Here is a 22,010-nt window from a genome sequence, read left to right as displayed (position 1 = left end):
CGGTTACCTGGGCCTTTGGTGTAGTAAGCGGGCGAAAGGGTGATCGTCGAGGGGTCGCGCCCTCTCCTGGCTCGCATGCAGTCGCTGTGCGGCGGAGCTTCCCTATTCGGCACGGCGTCCAGTCCGTTCCTCCGGTCCTCCCTGCCGCGCATGTCGCGTTCCCATGTCGGAGAAGGAAACGGGAAACAGCATCGATCGTCTTGTCCGCCCCGGCCAGACTGCCGCACGCTACGTGCAGCGCCGACTCGGCCGATGGCGGAAGGGGTTGGAGGTTTCCGTGCCACAGCCGTCCACCGGGTTCGGCGAGGAGTTGAGGAAGCGGCGTCTGGAGGCAGGGCTCAGCCTCACCGCCCTGTCCGGCTCCGTGCACTACAGCAAGGCGCAGTTGAGCAAGGTGGAGCGGGGCCTGAAGGCCCCCAGCCGTGACCTCGCCCGCCTGTGTGACGCCGCCCTCGGGGCCGGCGGGGCCCTGCTGTCCCTGCTCGCACCAGAGACCACCGACCCGCCCGTCGATCCGGCGCCGGGCTTTGTCCACGAGGAGGACTGGATCATGCAGTTGTCGCCGGACGGCCCGAACACCTTCCAGCCCTTGAGTCGGCGGGACGCCATAGGCGCCGGAGCCGCTTCGCTGATGGCGTGGCGGTCCGACAGCGCGGGCCCGGCCTCGCTGGCCGCGGGCGCGGAAATGGTGGAAGCCTCCCGCTCGCTGTTCACCCACTACCGCAGACTCGGCCAGACGGTGGCGCCCGGTCTGCTCCTGCCCGTTCTGATCGCACAGACCCACACCCTGCGGGAACTGTCCGCCCACTGTGACAGCGGCACCCGTCGCCACCTGCTGGCCCTTGGCTCCCGGTACGCCGAATACGTCGGCTGGCTGGTGCAGGAGACCGGGGACGAGCGGGCGGCTCTGTGGTGGACGCAGCGCGCGGTCGATCTGGCGGCCGCCGGCGGCGACCGGGCACTGGCGGGTTACGCGCTGGTCCGCAGGGCGCTGATCACGCTGTACCGGGACGACGCCGAGCAGACAGTCGCTCTGGCCCGTCGCGCGCAGAGCAGGGCCCTGCCCCCGCGGATACGCGGGCTCGCTGCACAGCGCGAAGCCCAGGGCCACGCCCTGGCGGGTGACCGCCGGGCCTGTCTGGACGCGCTGGACCGCGCGCGTGCGCTTCTTTCTCTTCAGGACGAAGGGACCGACGAGCCGGTGATCGGCACCATGCACCTTCCCGATCCGGTCGGCATGGTCACCGGCTGGTGCCTGGTCGATCTCGGGCAGCCACGGGAGGCGAGCGAGGAACTGGACCGACAACTCGCCCTGGTCGGCGGGGACGCGATTCGCACCCAGGTCAGGTACGGCGTCCGCCGCGCACTCGCCTACGCGTCGGCCGGCGAGGTCGACCACGCCTGCGACCTGGCGGCGCCCCTGCTGGACGGAGTGGAGGCCGTGGGTTCCGCCACGGTCACGACCGACCTGAGACGGCTCGCCCGCGCCCTGGCGCGCCACGCGAACCATTCCTCCGTACGCCGGCTGGGACCGCGACTCGGCACGTTGTCGCGCCCCTCCACCATCTGAAGGAGTCACTGGCATGCCCCACGTGTTCATCAACTACCGCACCGGCGACGGCGAGCGGACCGCAGCCCTTCTCGACCAGGAGCTGTCACGTCGCTTCGGCCAGGACCGCGTCTTCCGCGCGTCCAGGTCCATCACCCCAGGGGAGGCCTACCCCGAGGTTCTCCTGACCGCGTTACGCCACAGCTGCGTGCTGCTGGCCGTCGTAGGACCGGACTGGACGAACTTCCGCAGTCGGTTGCAAGATCCCGACGACTGGGTGCGCAAGGAGATCGAGGCCGCGTTCGAGTGCGGGCTCATCGTCGTTCCCGTGCTGGACGGCCGCAAGACCGACCGGCTGAACAAAGCGGCCATGCCCCCCGAGCTGGCGCGGCTCGCCGATCTGCAGTCCGTACCGTTCGACACCCACGACACCGAGGCCGGCGTCCGGCGTATCGGCGATCTGATCGCCGAGCTGGTGCCCGAGCTGCGGGACCTGATCGAGCCCGGCGAGCCGTCGCCGACGTCGAACAGCGTGCACAACTCGATCGGGGACGTGAGTGGAACGTCCGTCCAAGCGGGCGACTTCAGCGGTGACGTCGGCGGCACGATCGTGAAGAACTCCCACGGCACGATCCACACGGGCAGCGGCAGCATCTACAACAACTCACGCCATGTGTCGGGCGACCGCTACATCTCGGGCACCGGGACGACGTACACCGAGGGCGACCACCACGGGGACGTCCACCAGCGGTTCGGGGAGCCGGAGCGGCCCCAGGACGACCGACGGTGAGCACAGAACACACCACCCGGGTCGAGAGCACGCGGGGCGTCACGCACACGGGCGACGGCCACATCTACGTCAACCTCGGCGCCGCTGCCGACGAACCCCGAAAGCCGGTCTTCCGGCAGCTTCCCGATGACCAACTGCGTTGGATCCGAAGGGCGTTAGTCGCTCCGGTCAACATGGGAAGGGCACGCAACACGCTCGAGGAGACGGGCACCGTCATCCTCGACGGGGCTCCCGGCAGCGGCCGCTCGGCCACGGCTCGCGTACTGTTGCGCGAACACCACCGTCCCGGCGGTGCCTTCCGCGAACTCCTGCCCGCCGAGCGGGACGAGCTGCCGCTGTACGACCCGGCCTTCGTCGACCCGGGCGACCGCCTGCTGCTCGACCTGTCCACCGCGGAGGCCGGTCTGTGGCATGCGGCCCGGGGCGGCCTTCCCGCCCTGCGCCAGAGGGTGCGCGAGCGGCGGGCCCATCTCGTCGTCGTCATGCCGCACGAAGGGGCCCTCGATCCCGACCTGCAGCACTTCCGTGTCGAGATCGGACCGCCGGCTTTCCCCATGGAGGTTCTCAGACGACACCTGCGCGCTCACGGCGTGCCGTGCGAGCAGTTCCTCCGGAACGACGTCACTGTCGACGAGTTCCTGAGCGAACGCAAACCCATGCGGGAGATCGCCGACTTCGCCGACCGCATACGCCGTGCCCGGGAAACGGCCGGGCCCGGCGTGGGATTCCCCGAGTGGTGCGCGGCCGCGAAACGTGCGCACGCCGGGCGCCGCGCCGAAGTCGCCGACCGCGTCGCCGGTCTGCCCGACGCCTCCCCACGCGCCCTGATGGTCGCCGTGTCCATGCTCCACGACGCGCACGCCGACGTCGTCCACCGGGCGGCCGCACTCCTGCTGAGCACGGTCGGGGCCCCCGAGGAGGACACTCCGCTCCTCCAGCGCAAGGACCTCGCCCAGCGGCTTTCGGAGATCTCGGCCCGCTCCGGGCCCGACGGTCGCGTGCGGTTCACCGAGCTGGACTACGACTCCGCCGTCCGCGCCCACTTCTGGGACCACATGCCCGACCTGCGGCCGCACCTCGGCGCGTGGGCCGCGCAGGTCGTCGAGTCGAGCGACCCGCATCTCGTGCCGGACGTCCGCGACGGACTGGTGGCCCGGCTGGCGGGTGAGTATCTGCGAACCGGGCGGCCCGACGCGCTCGCCGCGCTCGCCGAACGGTGGAGCGCGCAGGGAGCGGGCAGAGCCCGGTCGGAGGCCGCGGTTCAGGCGCTCACCTGCGGTCTCGCGGACCCCGCCCACGGCAGGGACTTCCGCGAGCGGATCTACCAGTGGTGCGCGTACCGCCGGCTGACCGGTGAGTTCGCAAAGGTGCTGGTCCAGGTCTGCGCCGACGTCCTCGCGCTGGACCATCCGGACCACGCCCTGATCCGGCTGCACCATCTCGCCCGGGGTGAGCGTGGCACGGCCCATGCGCTGCAGGCCCTGTGCGACCTGGTGGCCGGCAGCCGACGGCTACGCCGAAGGCTGCTCGACCGGCTGGCACGCGGCGACCTCGCACCGACCGACCTGGCCATCTTTCTGCGCGTCAGCGATCCGGAGCCGCTCACGGAAGGCTCCGTCGCCACTCGCGCCCTGGTCGACGAGGACGGGGTACGACGCTCGCTGATCACGTGCTGGCGTGCCGTGCTCACCCACGCGGTATCGCGGCCGGAAGGCCGACGCGTGGCACCACGGGCAGAGTTACGGAGCTGGCTGCACTGGGCGGCCGAGGGCGCCGGTGACCGGGGGGAGGTCCTCCTCGACCTGCTGGTCGCTGCCGCCGACCGATGCGGGGAGGACCGGGGCGCGGCGTTCGCCGCGTTGTACGCGTCCGCGCGCCAGGCGGAGTTCGCTTCTCAGGGCGCCGGCGCCCACTCCACCGAGACGACCGACCTGTTGCTCCACAAGATCGGCGTGGCACAGAACCTCGGTCCTGCCGCCCCGTCGGCATCGGCCGGAAGGGAGCGATCATGACGACCGCACGCAAGACGACGACCGTGTTCCTCACTGTTATGTGCGGCCTGCTGCTGACCATCGTCGGCCTGGTGCAGCGATGGCCCGGCTGGACGTGGCCGGCGCTGGCCGCGCTTCTTCTCGTGCTGCCCGCGGTGACCTTCCGGGTGGCCTCGCAGCGCCGCGGCCCGGTGCCGGTCAGCTTCGAGGAGCAGCTCACGGCTGCCCCGGTGGAGCGAACCGAGTACCGCGTCAACCGAGTCGCGCTCCCGAGCCTCTGGGACGACTACCACTTCGTCTTCTCGGCGACCGTACGGTGGTGCTTCGCCGACGGTCCGGGGCGCGGCACGGTCGTCAACCCGGCCGGCCTCGCCGTCGACGCGGTCCTCAGCCGGGCCCGCGCGATTGCCGAGAAACGGGAACCCGGCCACGCCTCGCTCCTTCAGCACGAACTCGGTGGCGCCCTCAGCCGCATGTGCCCCGATTCCACGGGCCACCTCCGGGCGATGGCGGAGGACGTCAACCTCACGTTGCCCGAAGAGGATCAGGAGCGTCTGGATCGGCTCGCCGGCGTACGCAAGGACGAGGCGGTCTGGGAGCACCAGCGCAAGTACGAGCAGAGCAAGCGCCGGTATCTGGGCGAGGACGCCCTCAAGGACACCCGCAGCGCCGTCGTGTGGTGGCTCACCAGGAACGACGAGCACGTGGCGAAGACCGTGGCCGACCTCCCCCTGCTGGCGCAGCTGACCTCCGCTGCCAACGACACCGACATCCCCGAGCGCCTGCTCGAGATGCTGCCGAACCGGCCAGGAGGACCCTGGACGCCGGACATCGGCACGGAGTCTGCCGATCTCCCGGCCCGTGAGCCCTCGGCTGCAGACCACCTGTCGGGGTTCTTCGAAGCCATGGGCTTCACGGAGGACGACGACCGGCGGGCGATGCTGGCCCGACAGTTCTCGCAGCTCGTCGAGCAGCACAACCGCCATGAGACAGCGGAGGACCTCCTACGCCGATTCGATCCGCCGAGACCTCCCGCTCCCGAGACCGGAGCGGAACCGGCGCCCGACCTGGGGCCGCCGGCCGGCACGGGCTGACCGTCGACCCGGACATTTCATCCCTGCGCATCCAGGAGGACGCGATGGACGCAGAACTGGCCGCGATCGCGGCATCGGGGGCCACCACCCTGGTCTCCCTCATGGTCACCGATTCCTGGACGCACGCCCGCGCACTGATGGGCCGGTTCCTGGCACGTGCGGGCGCGGACGCCGTCGCGATCACCGGCCTGGACGACGCGCGTGCGCGGCTGCTCCTCACGGACACCGCGGCGGACGAGCGCGCCGCGGCCGGCATCGCGGCCGAGTGGCAGACTCATCTCTGCGGGCTGGTGGAAGCCGGGGCGCTCACCGGCGAGGAACTGAGTGCTCTCGGGGCGTCGCTGCGCCGACTGGCGGCCGCCGCAGCGGGCCGCCCAGCGACGGTGCACAACACCGTCTCCGGCGGTACCCAGTACGGCCCGATCGTCCAGGCCGGCACCGTCACCGGCCTGGCCTTCCCGCCGGATCCGTCCCCGCACCGGGAATAGTCGCGGGGCGGGGCAGCAGGACCCCTGCCGCGGTGCAGGTCAGCAAGCCGGGAACCGTCCGGCCTGATGCTGACCGTTCGCTGACCCGAGCGGGGCTGCGCAGGTGCGTCAAACGATCACTGGCAACCGGGCGAGGCGCCAGTGTCCGGGCAGCTTCAGGCGCTCCCGGCGCTCCAGTTCCTCCGGGTCCCGAGCGAGCCGTATGTCCGGATAGCGTTCGAACAGGGCGGCGAAGGCGACCTCGGCTTCCTGCCGGGCGAGGGAGGCACCGAGGCAGTAGTGGATCCCGTGGCCGAAGCCGAGGTGGTTCTCGGCCTGGCCCGAGGGGTGGCGCCGCAGGTGGAGGCGTTCCGGATCGGTGTAGCGGCGTGGATCGTAGTTGGCCGAGACGAAGACCAGAAGGACGGCGTCGCCGCGGGGGATCCGGGTGCCGGCGACCTCCAGGTCCTCGGCGGCGTAGCGCAGTCGGCTCGTGTGCACCGGGCCGCACCACCGCATCAGCTCGTGCACCGCGCCGGGCACGGCCTCGGGGTGGGACCTGAGGTAGTCCAACTCGTCGGGGTGGGAGAGCAGGGCGGCCGTGCCGTTGCTGATGAGGTGGGCGGTCGTCTCGTGGCCGGCGAGGACGAGCGTCACGACGAACGTCACGATCTCCATGTCGCTGATGCTGCCGTCCGTCTCGTCCTGGCCCCGGATGAGTCCGCTCAGCAGATCGTCTCCGAGGTCGGCACGGCGTTTCCGGATCAGCTCGTGGGTGTGCTCGATCATGGCGGGGAACGACGTCGCGAGGCGCTCCGGCCTCATGGTGATCAAATCGTCGCCCCACTGCTGCCACCTGTCGCGCTCCGGCTCGGGAACGCCCACCAGGTCGCAGATCACCTGGATCGACAGCGGGTAGGCGTAGTGCGTGAGCAGGTCGGTGACGCCGTCGACTGCGTGCTCCGGCAGTCCGTCCAGCAGCCGCTTGGTGATGTGCTCGATCTGGGGCCGCAGGTTCAGCACGCGCCGCGCGGTGAACTCACGGAGCACCCGCCGGCGCAGCCGGGTGTGTTCCGGCGGATCGGTGTCGAGCATGGAACCGAGCAGGTAGGGACGCAGCTCCTCGGGAATGGCGAGCATGTCCATCATCTTCAGCCGCGGGTCCTCGCCGGTGGTACCGGGCACCGAGGCCGGTGTGTTGACGAGCCGGCGGTCGTGCAGCAGCGCGCGGACGTCGTCGTAACGCGTGACGAACCAGGCCGGTGTGCCGTCGAGATACCGTCCGTGCACGACGGGGGCCTGTTCCCGCAGCCGTCCGTAGCCGCCGAACGGATCGGTCATCAGGTCCTGGGACATGGCGTGCGGTTCCGCGTCAAGGTCCGCCTGTGAAACGGGTGGAGGCGTGGACATGCGCTTCGGTTCCTCCTCGTGACGTCAGTCCTCGACGACTGCGATGGCCTGCACCGGACAGGCGAGTTCCGCCTGTCGAATCAACCGGTTCTCCGCTTCCTCCGCACCGCCCGGCAGTACGTAGACGATTCCCACGTCGTCCTGGGCGAATACGTCGGGAGCGGTCAGCGCGCATTGTCCGCTGCCGATACAGCCGTCCCGGTCGATGCTGATGCGCACCTGTGCGACTCCTCTGGTCGGCATGGTTCGGAAGCTGCACGATTTCGTTGTACGCGTCATTCCGCCCAGGGAATTCCACGTTTCATCGATACCGGCACCGTTTGGCCGACGCTAGTGCAGCAAGATTCGATCAGGCAAGCTTGTCCGTGCTTCCCCCGGGCCAGTCCGGCTTTGTCCCGCCAGCGGGACAAAGCCGTTTCCAACCATGTCCGTCGGCGCGATTCGAGAGGCTGTATCTGAATGAGTTCCGGTGAAAGCGTCGTCAGCATTGACTCTACGCTGGCCGTCGTCGACTCCTGGCTGACCGAGTACATTTCGGCCCGCCATCCGGAGATCGGCCGCATCGGCCCGATCTGCCCGTTCGTCGCACCTTCACGCAAGAACAGGACCCTGGAGACACGGGTGCGGTTCGTAGGGCACTCGCCCACGCTCGAGCTCATCGAGGAGATCGCGCGGAGCAGCCTGCGCGAGTACGGGCTGATCTCCTGGCAGGGCCGGAACCCCATGCTGCGGTCGATGATCGTCGTCCTTCCCGACCTGCGCTCCGAGGACACCAAGCTGCTCGACGAGGCGCAGATACGCGTGAAGGACGAGTTCGTCGAGCAGGGTCTGATGGTGGGCCAGTTCCATGAGAACTGCGAGGTCACGGCGGCCAGGAATCCGGACTTCGCGGTGAGCAGGGCGCCGGTGCCCGTCCTCGCCATCCGTACGATCGCCCTGCACGACATCTTCTTCCTGTCCGAGCACCGGCACTGGTTCGAGAAGTACCGGGAGAAGTTCGGGAAGTTCTACACGCCCGAGTCGATGGAGTCGGACGATCAGTTCCGTGTGGAGCACTACCTGGGGGCGGCGCGGGCCTACGGCTACCCGACGTAGCGTACGGTCGGCGCGAGAAGGCACGCACGGGGCGGCGGACCGGAAGTGAATCCGGCCCGCCGCCTCGTGTGCCGTGACCGCGACGGGGGCGCGGTCGTCAGGAGGACGCCGCCCGCCCCGCGAGCCGGTCGAGGGCCATGCGGGCCAGTCGGTGGATCGCGGACGCGTCGGGGACGCGCACGTTGACGAACGACAGGACGTCGCCCTCGACGGCGACCGCCCAGGAGCCCTCGATCCGGTACTCCTCCGACGTCGTCACCCACCGTGTGACCACCGCGTCGCCGGTGCTCCCGTCGAGCGGTTCCACGGCGGCCTTGGAGACGTCGAACTGCATGCCGTCGTTCAACTGCATCCGGTAGGCGTCGCACTTGTGGAGGGCTTCCACGAACTCCTGGAAGACCCGCTGGGCGCCGGTGCCGGCGAACCGCGAGACGTTGTGGAAGACCACCGATCCGACGACGCTGGTGTAGAGCGCGGAGGCGTGGTCCGAGGCCTCCGGGTGCGAGCCGTGGGTGAGCATATTGATCAGGTCGATGAGCACCCTGCCCGACTCGTCGCCGGAGACGAAGACGGGATCGTACGCGACACTGGGCTCCTCGCCGAAGAACGACTCGTCCAGATCGTCCTCGGTCAGCAGGAACTGCTGCATGTCGGCGCCCATCACGCTTCTCCCATCTGCCGCACGAGGCTGAGCGGTCGCATATCGGTCCAGTGTTCCTCGACGTAGTCCAGGCACGATTGTCGATCGGTTTCCTGGAGGGCCACGGTCCAGCCCGCCGGCACCTCGGCGAAAGCCGGCCAGAGCGAATGCTGGCCTTCCTCGTTGACGAGCACGAGAAACGTGCCATCGGAGTCGTCGAACGGGTTGGACATTCTATGCTCCCTCAGTAGGACGGTGGACGCGAGGTTTTTCTTCTCACCAGAAAAGCAGCAAGGGAAGGAGGCTGAGCGGGCGTCTGCCGGCCGCCGCCGGCGCGATTTCCGGAATCACCTTATCCGGCGGCCGCGCGCCTGTCGTGTGTCCCGCCGGCGGGACGGACCGGTGCGTTCTTTGCGGTGCGGCGCGGGGTCAACGAGTCACCTCGTGCGGGAGGGATTCGCTCTGCTCCGGCGTGGGCGCGGCCGGGCGCGCGGGGTAGATCAGTTGCAGCAGCGGGCCGGCCATCGCCGTGGTGACGAGTGCCATCACCACCATGATCGAGTACAACTCCTCGTCCAGCAAGCCTAGTTGCAGACCGACGGTGAGGATGATGAGTTCCGTCAAACCGCGCGTGTTGATGAGGACGGCGAGCGCGCTCGCCGGCCGGTTCTTCATGCCGGTGGCGCGGGCCGCGAGGAAGGCTCCGGCGAACTTGCCGCCCACCGCCGCGGCCAGGATGAGTGCGAGCTCCACGACGTCGGTGCCGCTCATACCGGACAGGTCCACCTTCAGACCCGCCACGATGAAGAAGATGGGCAACAGCAGCAGATCGTTCAGGGTGGACATGTGCGTCCGGACCTGGCCGGTGACGTCCGACGGCTCGCCCGCGGAGGTACGTCGCGGCATGACCGCGCCGAAGGCGAAGGCGCCGAAGATGAAGTGCAGGCCGATCCACTCGGTGAAGGCGGCAGAGGTCAGCAGGCCGACGAGGACCACGACCAGCGCGGCCGAACGGCCCGGTCCGTCCATGCTCCGGTTCTCCAGGAGGCGGCGCAGGAGGGGCCGGACGACCGTGACCATCAGCAGCACGTACGGCACAAAGAGCAGGAGGAGCCACGGGGCACCGGTGCCCGCCCCGCTGACCGCCACCAAGACGGCCAACAGCGTCCAGGCCAGCACGTCGTCGATCGCGGCACAGGCCAGCGCGACGGTTCCCAGCCAGGTGCGCTGCATCCCGCGATCGGTGAGGATACGGGCCAGCACCGGGAACGCGGTGACCGACATCGCGGCGCCCATGAACAGCACGAATCCCGTCCGGTCGTCGGTCGGGTGAGCGTGGAACAGATACAGGGCGAGCAGCGCGCCGAGCGCGAAGGGCAGGGCGATGGAGCCGGCCGCGACGGTGCCGGCCACGACCCGGCGTCCGCGCATCATCCCCGCGTCCAGCTCCGCGCCCACACCGAACATGAACAGGGCCACGCCGATGTTCGCCAGGGCGGTGAGGAAGGGGCGGATCTCCGCGGGGAACAGCGTGTCCGAGACGGCGCCGTCGAGCAGCGTCGGGCCCAGCAGCACGCCGAGGAGGACCTCGCCGATGACCGGTGGCTGGCGCAGCCGCCGGGCCAGGGCCCCGGCGGCTGCCGCCAGGAGCGAGATCGCCGCCAGAGCGAGGAAGAGCATGGTCACCTGATGGGTGGTCATAGCCGTGCGCTCCCGGGGGATGCGGTCCGGAGATCGGTGGTGTCCAGAGATCGGTGGTCGAGACGTCCGTTCGCGACAGGCGGGCCTGATGTCAGGTGATGCGGGCCTTCTCGCGCGGCAGTCGGGTGTGCCGGCCGCTATCCACCAGGCGCCTGGTCCGGTCGAGCGCGTCCCAGACGTCCGTGAAGCGGGTGTACGCCGGGGACGGCCCGATGCGCAGCCGGTCGGGCTCCCGGTAGTCGCAGACGACGCCCGCTTCGTCGGCCAGTGCCCGGCAGATCCGCCAGGCCTCCGGGTGCCACAGGGTGATGTGCGAGCCGCGCCCGTCCGGATCCTCCGGGGAGGCCAGCCGGAACCCGAGCGATGCGAGCCAGCGGGCCGCGAGGTCCACGGCGAGTTCGCCGAGCAGGCGGCCTTTCGCCCGCAGCCGGTCGACGCCCGCCTCCTCGACCAGCCCGAGCGCGGGCACCAGTGCGGCCGTGGAGAGCATCGGCGGCGTGCCCGTCAGGAACCGGTCGATCCCCTCGACGGGATCGAAGTCCGCTGCCATCGCGAACTGGTCGCGCTGCCCGAACCAGCCCTGGACCGGCTGCCGGAGCCGCCGCTGCAGCGGGCGGCGGACATAGAGAAAGGCAGGCGAGCCGGGGCCGCCGTTGAGGTACTTGTAGGTGCAGCCGACGGCGAGGTCCGCGCCGTCCTCGGTGAGCCGGACCGGAACCGCCCCGGCGGCGTGGGACAGGTCCCACAGCACCAGCGCCCCGGCCTCGCGGGCCATGGCGTTGACGGCGGCCATGTCGGCCAGCGCCCCGCTGCGGTACGCCACGTGCGACAGGATGACGAGGGCGACCTCGTCGTCGAGCACGGCCCGCAGCCGCTCCAGGTCCATGCCCCGGTCCAGGTCGGAGTGGACCAGGCGCAGGCTGAGGCCGCGTTGCCGTGCGAGGCCCTGGGCGACGTACCTGTTGGTGGGGAAGTCGTCCGCGTCCACCACGAGGGCGTGCCGGTGCGGGGCGAGGTCGAGGGCCGCCCAGGCGAGCTTGTAGAGGTTGACGGTGGTCGAGTCGGACAGCGCCACCTCGCCCGGGCCGGCGCCGAGGACATGGGCCGCCAGCCGGTCGCCGATCCGCCCGCTCCAGTCGATCCAGTCGTTCCAGGAGCGGATCAGGCCGCGGCCCCAGCCGTCGCGCACGACGTCGGCCACGAAGTCCGCGGTGGCGGCGGGCAGTCGCCCGAGCGAGTTGCCGTCCAGGTAGATCAGGTCCGGCTCGGCGTGCACGAAGCGGTCGCGCAGAAACCCGAGCGGGTCGGCCCTGTCGTACCGTTCGGCCTCGTCGCGCGTGCCGTCGAAGCGGCCCACCACCGATGTGAACGCGTCTGTCGTCATGCTGTCACCTCCGCGGTCCGGTCGTCCCGCTCGTCGTCGAGGAGCCGCATCTGTGCCAGCACCGCGCGGCCGAGCGGCGTCGACGGGTCCGCGAGGTCGTAGGGCAGGTCGAAGTGGTTGCGGTCGGGTTCCACGACGTCCGCCGCCAGGGCGCCCCGGCGGCGCAGGGCGTCGCCCATGAGGGCGTGCTGGCGGACGTACTCCTCGGTCTCGATGCCACCCCGCGCCAGTACGACCGGCGGCAGTACGGCGGGCAGCAGACCGGGCGGGCTGTTGCGGCGGACCCCGTCGGCGTCCAGCCGCAGCGCCTCGTTGACGTAGGAACGGCTGACCGGGGCGAGGTCGTAGATGCCGCTGAGCAGGGCGGCACCGGCGAGGAGGCCGGCCGCTCCGGTATCGCGCGGGCCCGCCGGGACCAGGGCCATCGCGGCGAGGTGGGCGCCCGCCGAGGTGCCGCTGAGGTGCATCCGCCGCGGGTCGATCCCCAGGCCGTCGGCTTGCTCGTGGATCCATCGGACGCACCGGCGCACACTGGCCACGATCTCGTCCAACGGCGTGGCGGGGGCGAGTCCGTATCCGACGGCGGCGAACGCGGCGCCGGCGCGGCGGAACGGGAGCGCCGCGAACGCCGAGCTGCGTTCGGTGAGTTCCTGCCAGTTGCCGCCGTGCACGAAGATCTGGACCGGGGCGGGTCCGCGCTGCGCCGGCCAGAAGTCGAGCTTCTCCGCGGCCCCGGAGCCGTAGCGCAGGCCGGTCCGCACACCGGGTGCGCGGCGCGCCTCGGCGCTGAGGGCGGCGTACTCGTCGAGGTAGTGCGGCAGGCTCGGCACCAGATGGCTCGGCGCGTACTGGCGGTCCAGTTCGGCCCTGGTCAGGGGCGTCCGGGCGGTCATGAGAGGCCCGTTCCGCGCAGCGCCGCGGAGACGGCGGCACCGACCTGGGCCAGCGAGGCCGGGCGGGAGAGCAGGGTTCCGTGGTCACCGGCGACGACGTGGGTGTGTACCTCCCCGGTGAGGTAGGGGCGCCAGGCGGCGGCGGTGATCTCGGGGGCCTGCTGGTCGGTGGCGGCGAGCAGCAGGATGTCCCCGTCGAACACCGCGGGCCGGTAGTCGATCATCAGGTGGTTGTTGTTGGCGGAGATCGCCACGATCGAGCGCAGCCGGTCCTCGTCCAGGGCTCCCAGGGCGCTGCCGCGGCTCCGCAGCAGCTTCATGACCTCGTCGAAGACGAAGACGTCGTCGTCGAAGAGGTCGGGGTCGAAGCCGACCAGTCGCATCAGGAACTCCAGGTGGGGTCGCATGTTCTGGTCGTCCAGGGGAGGCACGTCGTCATGGGTCAGGCCCTGCCAGCCGGGGTGGACGTCGAGCACCGTGAGCAGGTCCACCGTCCTGCCGCGCCGTTGCAGTTCCGTGGCGAGGGCGTGCGCCGCCAGTCCGCCGAACGACCAGCCCAGGACGCGGTACGGCCCGGAGGGGTAGGTCGCCTCGAGGTGGTCCGCGTAGTCGGCCGCCATCTGCTCCATACCGGCCGGGCGCTTCTCCTCGGGCCGTGCGAGACTCCGCGCCTGGACCGCGAAGACGGGGATGTCCGGGTCGAGGTGGCGGATCAGGCCCATGAAGGACCAGCCGATGCCGCCGCCGGGATGCACACAGAACAGGGGCGGCTCGTTGCCGGTGGCCCGCAGCGGCAGGATGACGTCGTAGCCGCTGTCGGAGTCGTCCATGTCCAGCCGGCTCGCCACCCCGGCGGGTGTCGGCGACTCGAAGAGGGACCGCAGGCCGACGTCCACGCCGAAGGCCGACTTGATCCGCGCGATGAGCCGCGTGGCGAGCAGCGAGTGTCCGCCCAGGTCGAAGAAGTTGTCGTCGAGCCCGGCGGAGGGGACGCCGAGCAGTTCGGCGAACAGCTCGCACACGACCTGCTCGTGCGGTGTGCGCGGCGCCCGCGCGGCCGCACCCGGGCGGGGATCGTGGCGTGGCAGAGCGGCCCGGTCGAGCTTTCCGTTCGGAGTCAGCGGCAGCGCGTCCAGCGGGACGAACACCGACGGCACCATGAAGGCGGGCAGCCGCTCCTGGGCGAACTCGCGCAAGGACGTCACCAGGGCGGCGTCCCCGCGGGCCGCGGTCGGGTCGTTGGTGAAGCGCGCCGTCGGTTCCGGGGCGTCGGTTCCGGTGGCGCCGGGGGCGGGCAGCGCCGAGCCGAGAGTGGCCGGCAGGGGGTCGGGCGCCCCCTCCAGCGCGACGGCGTCGGCGAACACGACGTCCACGCGGTCGCGGGCTGTGGCCGACCAGGTGACCGCGACCCGGTACGACAGCCGCTCCCCCAGCTCGTACCAGTCGTCGACGGTGGTGCGGGCCTCGGCGGCGGGCGCCATCTCGCCGGAGCGCAGCGCGTCGGCGAGGGCCACGTCGGCGGTGACCCGGGGGTTGGGCACATCCGTGACGACCAGGGCCGCGGGCCGGGTCGACTCCAGCCGCTCCACCACCCCGGCCGGGCCGGCCGCGGTGGTCCAGTCCAGGGTTTCCGCGGCGAGGGCCGGCTTGGGGTTCCCGTCCCTCTTGCGCAGCACCACGTCGTAGCGGAAGCGGGACAGCTCGGTGTCGTGGCGGCCGCGCTTGAGCCGTACGGACACCTCCCCCAGTTCCGGCAGTTGGGCCCGCAGCGCGGTGAAGTAGTACGGGTCGATGAGGAGTTCGTTCTCCAGCCGGGTCATCTGGGCGACGGCGTCACGCAGGGCGGACAGGTCGTGCGTGCCCGTACGGCCGGCCTGCACCCCGGCGGCGAACGCGTCCAGCAGGCGGAGGTTGCGGACGTCACCGACGAATACCGAGCCGCCGGGGGCGAGCAGCCTGAGGGCGGTGTCGAGGACCTCGGCGAGGTAGTCGGCGTTCGGGAAGTACTGGACCACCGAGTTGATGACGACCGTGTCGAAGTGCCCCTCCGGCAGGCCGGCGAGCTCGTGCGCGGCCCGGGTCAGCAGGCGGACCCGGCCGGCCAGCGCGGGGTCGGCAGCCACCCGCCGCCGCAGCGCGTCCACGACCGTCGGGGAGAAGTCGGTCGCGACGTATTCCTCCGCGTCCGGTGCCAGGCGGGCGAGCAATAGGCCGGTGCCCACGCCGATCTCCAGGATCCGGGTGGGGTTCAGCTCCTGGATTCGCTCGACGGTGCGCTCGCGCCACTCGCGCATGGCGTGGCCGGCGACGGGCTGTCCGTCGTAGCTGCTGACCCAGCCCGTGAAGTCCTCGCCGAGGACCTCGTCGCGCTCGGATCCGTACAGGGAGTCGTGCACCTCGAGCCACTCGCCGACCTGATCGGCCTCGGCCTGCCGGTCCCGCTCGGCGTTCCCGGGCACGACGTAGGCGACCAGTTGTGCTTCCTCGGCGAGGTCGCGCCGCATCACCGCCGCGGCCTGTGTCACGCCCGGGTGTTCCAGCAGGATCGCCTCGATCTCGCCGGGCTCGATGCGGAAGCCGCGCAGCTTCACCTGCTGGTCGACGCGGCCGGCGTACTCCAGCACGTGGTCCGGTGTCCACCGGGCGAGGTCGCCGGTGCGGTACATGCGCAGGCCGGGCGGGCCGTAGGGGCAGGCGACGAACCGTTCGGCGGTGAGTCCGGGGCGGCTCAGGTATCCGCGGCCGACTCCGGTCCCGGCCAGGTACAGCTCGCCGACCACGCCCGGCGGGACCGGCCGCAGCGCGGCGTCGAGCACGTAGGTGCCCATGTTCGCCATCGGTCGCCCGATCGGCACCGACGTGCCGAGCGCGGCGGCCTCGGCGGCGGGCACGGGGTGGTAGCTGGCGAAGGTCGTCGCCTCGGTGGGGCCGTAACCGTCGACCACCAGCAGGTGGGGGTGCAGCTCGAGCAGCCGCCGGACGGAGGCGACGGACACCGGCTCGCCGCCCGCCCACGCCTGCTCGACCGCGGCGAAGCAACCCGGCTCCAGGTCGGCCATCAGGTTGAACAGCGAGCTGGTCAGCCACAGCGAGGTGATCCGCCGCCGCACGATGACGTCGGCGAGGGTGCGCGCGTCGAGTTCCCCGGGCGGGGCCAGCTCGATGCGCCCGCCGGTGAGGAGCGGCACCCACAGTTCGTACGTCGACAGATCGAACGCGAGAGGTGAGTGCAGCAGCACCCGGCGTTGGGCGCCGCCGTGCCAGCACGGGTCGGCGACGAAGTCGGCGATGTTGCGGTGGGTGACGACCACGCCCTTCGGGCGCCCCGTCGAGCCGGAGGTGTACATGATGTACGCCGCATCGTCGCCGTCGATCCGCACTGCGGGCGGTGCGGACGCCGCGAGGGAGTCCGGCTTCGGGTCGAGCACGAGGAGGGGTGTTCCGAAGTCGCCGAGGCCGGTCTGCGAGGCGGGGTCCGTCAGCAGCAGCGCGGCGGTCGTCTCCTCCAGCACCAGGCGCTGACGGGAGGCGGGATACCGGGAGTCGAGCGGGACATAGGCCGCCCCGGTCCGCAGCACCGCGAGGATGGCCGCGACCAGGACGGGCGAGCGCTGCATCAGCAGTGCCACCGTGCTGCCGCGGGTGACGCCGTGCTCGGCGAGCACGGCGGCCAGCCGGGCGGACCAGCCGTCGATCTCTGCGTAGGTGTAGGTGCTGTCGTCGTCGGCCACCGCGACGGCGTCGGGGGTCGCGGCGGCGCGGGCGGTGAACAGTTCGGGCAGTCCGGCCGCGCAGGGCGGCACGGTGGGCCCGACGGCGGCGGCGAGCATCTCGTGCCGCTCGTGCGGAGCCAGCAGCTCCAGCCTGCTGCACGGCCGGGCCGCGTCGGTCACCGCCGACTCCAGCAGCTGCACCCAGCGGGCGAACAGGTCGCGCACGGTCGCGGCTTCGTAGAGGTCGCCGGCGTATTCGACGACACCGGAGATGCCGTCCGCCGCTCCGTCCGGGCCGCGCTGCTCGGCGAGGCTGAAGAACAGGTCGAACTTGGCGGTGCCGGTGCGCCCGGGGACGACCTCGACGCGCAGGCCGGGGAGCTGGAAGGTGCCTTCCGCCGCGTTCTGGAGGGCGAACATGACACCGAAGAACGGATGCCTGCCCAGCGAGCGCGGCGGGTTCAGCTTCTCCACCAGGTACTCGAACGGCACGTCCTGGTGCGCGTACGCGGCCAGCGCGGTCTCCCGGACTCGTTCCACCAGTTGTTCGAACGTGGGGTCGTCGGAGAGATCGGTGCGCAGGACCAGCGTGTTGACGAAGAAGCCGACCAGTTCGTCCAGCGTCTGGTCGGTGCGCCCGGCGATCGGGCTGCCGGTGACGATGTCGGTGCCGGCGCCGAGCCGGTTCAGCAGGGCGGACAGGCCCGCCTGGAGCACCATGAACAGGGTCGCGCCCGACCGGCGTGCCAGGTCGGCCAGCCGCTCGTGCAGCGGGGCCGGGATCCGCACGGTGACGTAGTCGCCGCGGTAGGACGCCACCGTCGGCCGCGGCCGGTCCGTGGGCAGCTCCAGCGCCGCCGGGGCGTCGGCGAGCTGCTGTGTCCAGTAGGAGAGCTGGCGGGCGAGGAGACTGTCGGCGTCGTCCTGGTCGCCGAGCAGCTCGTTCTGCCACAGGGTGTAGTCGGCGTACTGGACCGGCAGTTCGGCCCAGTCCGGCTCGGCCCCGGCCGCGCGGACGGCGTAGGCCCGGGCCAGATCTCCGGCGAGCGGGCCGAGCGACCAGCCGTCCCCGGCGATGTGGTGCACCACCAGCAGCAGGACGTGCTCGTCCGGGGCCGCCTGGAACAGGTCCGCGCGGATCGGCGGCTCCGTCGCCAGGTCGAACGGGTAGCGCGCCGCCCTCTCCAGCGCTGCCGGAAGCTCCTCTGCGGTGAGCGCTCGGTCGTTCAGGACCAGCTTCGCCGACTCGGGCGCGAGGACCACCTGGCGCGGTACTCCCCCGTCGTCGGGGAACACCGTGCGCAGGCTCTCGTGCCGGCCGACGACGTCGGTCAGGGCGACCTGGAGGGCCTGCCGGTCCAGCGTGCCCGTCAGTCTCAGGCCGAGCGGGATGTTGTACATCCCGCCCAGCCCCTCCATCTGGTGGATGAACCACAGCCGGCGCTGGGCGAACGACAGCGGCAGCACCTCGGGACGCGGCCGGCGCACCAGTGCCGGGCGGGCCGCGCCCCCCTCGTCGAGCCGGGCGGCCACACCGGCCGGGGTGGAGGCCTCGAACAACACGCGCAGCGGCAGTTCGACGCCGAACATCGCCCGCAGCCGGGCGATGAACTGCGTGGCCAGCAGCGAGTGGCCGCCGAGGTCGAAGAAGCCGTCGTGGACGCCGACCCGCGCCAGACCGAGCACCTGCGCGAAGAGGTCGCAGACGATGTGCTCCTGCGGTGTACGTGCCTCGCGGGAAGAGCCGCTCACGGCGAAGTCCGGCGCGGGCAGCGCGTCCCGGTCGAGCTTGCGGTGGGGCGTGAGCGGAAGGGCGTTCAGCAGCACGAACGCCGCCGGCGTCATGTAGTCGGGGAGCTGCTCGCGCACGTGGTCCCGCAGGCGGCCGATGAGGGCTCCGCTGTCCCGTCCGGTCAGCGGACTGTTGGTGAACGACGACAGCTCGGCCCGGGAGGACGGGGAGACGGCCGGCCGGTACAGGTCCGCCGGCGGTCCCACCGCCGTCCCGGCGGCCGGGACGGCGCCGGGGTCGGCGAAGAGTGCCTCCAGGGCGTTCGGGTCGGACGCCGACCACGTGACCCACACCCGGTAGCCGTGCACGGCCGCGAGGTCGTACAGGTCCTCGGTCTCGACACCGGCGCCGACCGGTGCGTCGGGCAGGCGGGTGCCGTCCCGCACCGCCTTCGCGAGGGCCGCCTCGTGCGTGATCCGGCCGTTCGGGATCCCGGTCACGCGCACGGCCGCGGGCCGTTCGCCGCCGAGCAGTGCGGCCACCGCGGCGAAGCCGCCGTCGGACCAGGGCAGCTGCCCGGCCTCGGTGATCCGGTGCAGCGGGCGACCCTGCTTGGCCAGGACGACGTCGTACCGGTAGCGGGTCATCTCGTTGTGCGCCCGGCCGCGCCTGACCTGGATGGCGTGACCCGTCAGCTCGGGCACACGGCCCTGGAGCAGGGTGAAGTACTCCGGGTCGACCAGGAGTTCCTTCTCGAGGATCACTCCGTGCTCGACGGCCCGCCGCAATGCGTCGGGGTTGTCCCCGGTGCCCGCGCGGGCGGCCTGGACTCCGGTGACGAACGTGCGGTGCAGGCGCAGGTTGCGGACGTCACCGAGGAAGACCGCGCCGCCGGGGGCGAGCAGCCGCAGTGCGCCGCTGATCACGCGTTCGAGGTAGTCGGCATGGGGGAAGTACTGGATCACCGAGTTCAGGACGACGACATCGAAGTGCCCCTCGGGAAGCCCCTCTACGTCGTGCGCGGGCCGCACGAACAGGCGTACCCGCTCGGCGAGCTCGCGGTCGGCGGCCACGTGCCCGCGCAGCGTGTCGATCACCGACGGCGAGATGTCCGTGCCCCAGTAACTCTCGCAGTCGGCAGCCAGTCGCGACAGCAGCAGGCCGGTGCCCACGCCGATCTCCAGGACGTGCCGCGGCCGGAGTTCACCGATCCGCTCCACGGTGCGGTCGCGCCACTCGCGCATCTCGTCGAGCGGCACGGGTCGGCCGTCGTAGCTGCTGTTCCAGCTGGCGAAGTCCTCCCCGAAGGGCGCCTGGGCGGAGGAGGCGTACAGCGTGTCGTAAAGGTCCCGCCAGGCGTCGACCTGGTCGTGCTCCTGCGGCCGGCCCGCATCCGGCGCCTCCCCGTCGGCGCCGGGCACCACATACGCCACCAGGCGCCGGTCCCCCGGCCGGTCCTCACGGACCACCGCCGCCGCCTGGGCGACCCTCGGGTGGGCCGCGAGCACGGACTCGACCTCGCCCAGTTCGATCCGGAAACCGCGGAGCTTGACCTGGTGGTCCACCCGCCCGGCGAACTCCAGCTCGCCGTCGGCGGTCCAGCGGACGAGGTCGCCCGTGCGGTACATACGCGTTCCGGCCGGGCCGTACGGGTCCGCGGTGAAGCGCCCGGCGGTCAGCGACGGCCGGCCGAGGTAACCGCGGGCCAGCCCTTCACCGGCGATGTACAGCTCGCCGAGCGACCCGGAAGGCACCGGCTGGAGCCACTCGTCCAGCACGTAGAGCCGGGTGTTGCGAATCGGGCGGCCGATCGCGGTGTCGGTCCGGCCGGCCAGCGCGGCGGCGGTCGACCAGATCGTCGTCTCGGTCGGGCCGTAGACGTTGAGCACCTCGCGGCCGGTGTCCCGCATCCGGTCGGCCAGCGGCGCCGGCAGTGCCTCGCCGCCGACCAGCATGCGCAGGCCGCCGAGCCCGCCGAGGTCGTGCGAGGCGACCATCTGCCACCAGGACGGCGTCGCCTGGACCACGGTCACACCGGTCCGCCGGATCAGCTCGACCAGGGCGGCGGGCCGGGCGACCGTCTCCTCGGCCGCGAGCACCACCCGCGCTCCGCTGATCAGCGGCAGGTAGATCTCCAGCGCGGCGATGTCGAAGGCGATCGTCGTCACCGCGAGCAGCGCGTCCTCGGCCCCCATCGGGACGAGGTCCCGCATCCCCAGCAGGAGGTTGGCAAGCGCCCCGTGTTCGACGACGACGCCCTTCGGCCGGCCGGTCGACCCGGACGTGAAGATCACGTACGCCGCCTCCCTCAGCCCGGTCCGGGCCCGCGGAGCCTCCTGCGGCGCGTCCGCGACGGCGGCCCGCAGGTGCGGGTCGTCGAGGGCCACCGACGTCGTGCCGTGGTCGGGCAGGTCCGCCAGGGTCGGCCCTGTGCCCACGATCAGCGTGGGCCTCGCCTCCCGCAGAATCAGCCCGATCCGCGCGGCCGGGTGGGCGAGGTCCAGGGGGACGTAGGCGGCACCGGTCTTCGCGATCGCCAGCAGTACGGTGACCAGGTCCGCCGAGCGCGGCAGCGCCACCGCGACCAGCCGCCCCGGACTCGCTCCGCGCCGGGCGAGCACATGGGCCAGCCGGTTCGACCGCTCGTGCAGCACGCCGTAGGTCAGCTCCTCCTCGTCGGCCACGACCGCCGGGGCGTGCGGAGTCCGCTCGGCCTGCCGGGCGAACAACTCGACGAACGGCGTGCGAGCGCCCTCCGCCTGTGTCGCGTTCCGGTCGTGGAGGAGCGTGCGCCGTTCGGCGGCCCCCAGCACATCGATCTCGCCCAGCCGCTGGGACGGGTCGGCGGCGGCCTCGGTGAGCAGGCGCGTCCACCTGAGGAACAGGCCGCGCACGGTGTCGGCGTCGTACAGATCCGACGCGAACTCGACCGCGCCCTCGATGCCGTCCGGCGCCCCGTCGTCCGTCTTGCGCTCTGCGAGGCTGAAGAACAGGTCGAACTTCGCGGTGCCGGTGCGGGCCTGGAAGACGGTGGCTTCCAGGCCGGGCAGTTCGAAGCGGGCCTTGGGCGCGTTCTGCAGGGCCAGCATCACCTGGAACAGCGGGTGGTGTGTCAGCGACCGGGCCGGGTTGAGCACCTCGACGAGGTACTCGAACGGCAGGTCCTGGTGGGCGTAGGCGTTCAGGGCGGTGTCCCGGACGCGGCGGACCAGTTCCTCGAAGGTGGGATTTCCGGAGGTGTCGGTGCGCAGGACGAGGGTGTTGACGAAGAAGCCGATGAGGTCGTCCATGGCCTGGTCGGTGCGTCCGGCGATGGGGCTGCCGATGGGGATGTCGGTGCCGCAGCCCATGCGTGTCATCAGGGCGGCCAGTCCGGCCTGGAGGACCATGAAGAGGGTGGTGCCGTTGCGGCGGGCCAGCCCGGTGAGGGCGCGGTGCAGGGCGGGGTCGATCCGGACTTCGAGGTAGTCGCCGGTGTGGGTGGCGGCCGGTGGGCGGGGGCGGTCGGAGGGCAGGGTGACTTCTTCGGGCAGGCCGTCCAGCGTGGTGCG

At 71.5% G+C, this 22,010-nt stretch carries 14 protein-coding genes; 6 read left to right on the top strand and 8 right to left on the bottom strand.

Annotation, left to right across the window (positions count from 1 at the left end; translation table 11 throughout):
- Window positions 1-277 precede the first annotated feature (277 nt).
- From AQJ58_RS26195 to AQJ58_RS26175, 5 genes are read left to right on the top strand one after another with little or no spacing between them, the layout of a single operon-like run.
- Window positions 278-1,570, top strand: a complete 1,293-nt coding sequence (locus AQJ58_RS26195; RefSeq protein WP_067254337.1) for a helix-turn-helix domain-containing protein — start codon at window positions 278-280, stop codon at window positions 1,568-1,570.
- A 13-nt stretch (window positions 1,571-1,583) separates the two neighbouring features.
- A complete protein-coding gene (locus AQJ58_RS26190) occupies window positions 1,584-2,339 on the top strand; it encodes a toll/interleukin-1 receptor domain-containing protein (RefSeq protein ID WP_067254335.1) in 756 nt (251 codons plus the stop codon).
- A complete protein-coding gene (locus AQJ58_RS26185; RefSeq protein ID WP_067254332.1) occupies window positions 2,336-4,351 on the top strand; it encodes a hypothetical protein in 2,016 nt (671 codons plus the stop codon). Before AQJ58_RS26190 ends, AQJ58_RS26185 begins: the two co-directional genes overlap by 4 nt.
- A complete protein-coding gene (locus AQJ58_RS43960) occupies window positions 4,348-5,424 on the top strand; it encodes a hypothetical protein (protein ID WP_067254330.1) in 1,077 nt (358 codons plus the stop codon). Before AQJ58_RS26185 ends, AQJ58_RS43960 begins: the two co-directional genes overlap by 4 nt.
- 44 nt (window positions 5,425-5,468) lie before the next feature.
- Entirely contained in the window at window positions 5,469-5,912 is a 444-nt protein-coding gene (locus tag AQJ58_RS26175) for a hypothetical protein (RefSeq protein WP_067254327.1), read from the top strand.
- Window positions 5,913-6,020: 108 nt separating this feature from the next.
- On the opposite strand, the gene AQJ58_RS26170 is transcribed toward AQJ58_RS26175, so the two are convergent.
- Window positions 6,021-7,247, bottom strand: a complete 1,227-nt coding sequence (locus tag AQJ58_RS26170; RefSeq protein WP_067254324.1) for a cytochrome P450 family protein — start codon at window positions 7,245-7,247, stop codon at window positions 6,021-6,023.
- A 78-nt stretch (window positions 7,248-7,325) separates the two neighbouring features.
- Window positions 7,326-7,520, bottom strand: a complete 195-nt coding sequence (locus AQJ58_RS26165; RefSeq protein WP_067254322.1) for a ferredoxin — start codon at window positions 7,518-7,520, stop codon at window positions 7,326-7,328.
- Between the two features lie 240 nt (window positions 7,521-7,760).
- Between AQJ58_RS26165 and AQJ58_RS26160 the strand changes: the two genes are divergently transcribed.
- Entirely contained in the window at window positions 7,761-8,396 is a 636-nt protein-coding gene (locus AQJ58_RS26160) for a DUF6875 domain-containing protein (RefSeq protein WP_067254319.1), read from the top strand.
- Window positions 8,397-8,493: 97 nt separating this feature from the next.
- Here AQJ58_RS26160 and AQJ58_RS26155 read toward each other — a convergent pair whose 3' ends face one another.
- The 6 genes from AQJ58_RS26155 to AQJ58_RS26130 form a co-directional block, all read right to left on the bottom strand.
- The gene (locus AQJ58_RS26155) at window positions 8,494-9,057 is read right to left on the bottom strand and encodes a hypothetical protein (protein ID WP_067254317.1); all 564 of its coding nucleotides are present in this window, start codon (window positions 9,055-9,057) and stop codon (window positions 8,494-8,496) included.
- Complete coding sequence (locus AQJ58_RS26150; RefSeq protein ID WP_067254314.1) at window positions 9,057-9,269, bottom strand: MbtH family protein; 213 nt, start codon at window positions 9,267-9,269, stop codon at window positions 9,057-9,059. Before AQJ58_RS26150 ends, AQJ58_RS26155 begins: the two co-directional genes overlap by 1 nt.
- Before the next feature lie 196 nt (window positions 9,270-9,465).
- Window positions 9,466-10,737 (bottom strand): cation:proton antiporter, encoded by a 1,272-nt coding sequence (locus AQJ58_RS26145; protein ID WP_079079249.1) that lies wholly within the window; start codon window positions 10,735-10,737, stop codon window positions 9,466-9,468.
- 91 nt (window positions 10,738-10,828) lie between these two features.
- On the bottom strand, window positions 10,829-12,121 hold the full coding sequence (gene kynU, locus AQJ58_RS26140; protein ID WP_067254311.1) for a kynureninase: 1,293 nt from the start codon (window positions 12,119-12,121) through the stop codon (window positions 10,829-10,831).
- Window positions 12,118-13,014 carry an alpha/beta hydrolase gene (locus AQJ58_RS26135; RefSeq protein WP_067254309.1) on the bottom strand — a complete coding sequence of 299 codons (897 nt, stop codon included), beginning with the start codon at window positions 13,012-13,014 and terminating at the stop codon, window positions 12,118-12,120. Before AQJ58_RS26135 ends, kynU begins: the two co-directional genes overlap by 4 nt.
- Window positions 13,011-22,010 (bottom strand): non-ribosomal peptide synthetase (locus AQJ58_RS26130; protein ID WP_159056341.1); only part of this gene is annotated, 9,000 nt, incomplete at its 5' end. The genes AQJ58_RS26130 and AQJ58_RS26135, both read right to left, overlap by 4 nt.

The organism is Streptomyces sp. DSM 15324, assembly GCF_001514285.1.
Lineage (GTDB): Bacteria > Actinomycetota > Actinomycetes > Streptomycetales > Streptomycetaceae > Streptomyces.
Note: the sequence above shows the minus strand (reverse complement) of the source record. Positions and strands in the feature narration are given on the sequence as shown.

Bases quoted from the DNA above. Each gene is read 5' to 3' on its own strand.
- AQJ58_RS26135 (WP_067254309.1), bottom strand. From the start codon at position 13,014: ATGACCGCCCGGACGCCCCTGACCAGGGCCGAACTGGACCGCCAGTAC.
- AQJ58_RS26155 (WP_067254317.1), bottom strand. From the start codon at position 9,057: ATGGGCGCCGACATGCAGCAGTTCCTGCTGACCGAGGACGATCTGGAC.
- AQJ58_RS43960 (WP_067254330.1), top strand. From the start codon at position 4,348: ATGACGACCGCACGCAAGACGACGACCGTGTTCCTCACTGTTATGTGC.
- AQJ58_RS26145 (WP_079079249.1), bottom strand. From the start codon at position 10,737: ATGACCACCCATCAGGTGACCATGCTCTTCCTCGCTCTGGCGGCGATC.
- AQJ58_RS26175 (WP_067254327.1), top strand. From the start codon at position 5,469: ATGGACGCAGAACTGGCCGCGATCGCGGCATCGGGGGCCACCACCCTG.
- AQJ58_RS26160 (WP_067254319.1), top strand. From the start codon at position 7,761: ATGAGTTCCGGTGAAAGCGTCGTCAGCATTGACTCTACGCTGGCCGTC.
- AQJ58_RS26150 (WP_067254314.1), bottom strand. From the start codon at position 9,269: ATGTCCAACCCGTTCGACGACTCCGATGGCACGTTTCTCGTGCTCGTC.
- kynU (WP_067254311.1), bottom strand. From the start codon at position 12,121: ATGACGACAGACGCGTTCACATCGGTGGTGGGCCGCTTCGACGGCACG.
- AQJ58_RS26170 (WP_067254324.1), bottom strand. From the start codon at position 7,247: ATGTCCCAGGACCTGATGACCGATCCGTTCGGCGGCTACGGACGGCTG.
- AQJ58_RS26190 (WP_067254335.1), top strand. From the start codon at position 1,584: ATGCCCCACGTGTTCATCAACTACCGCACCGGCGACGGCGAGCGGACC.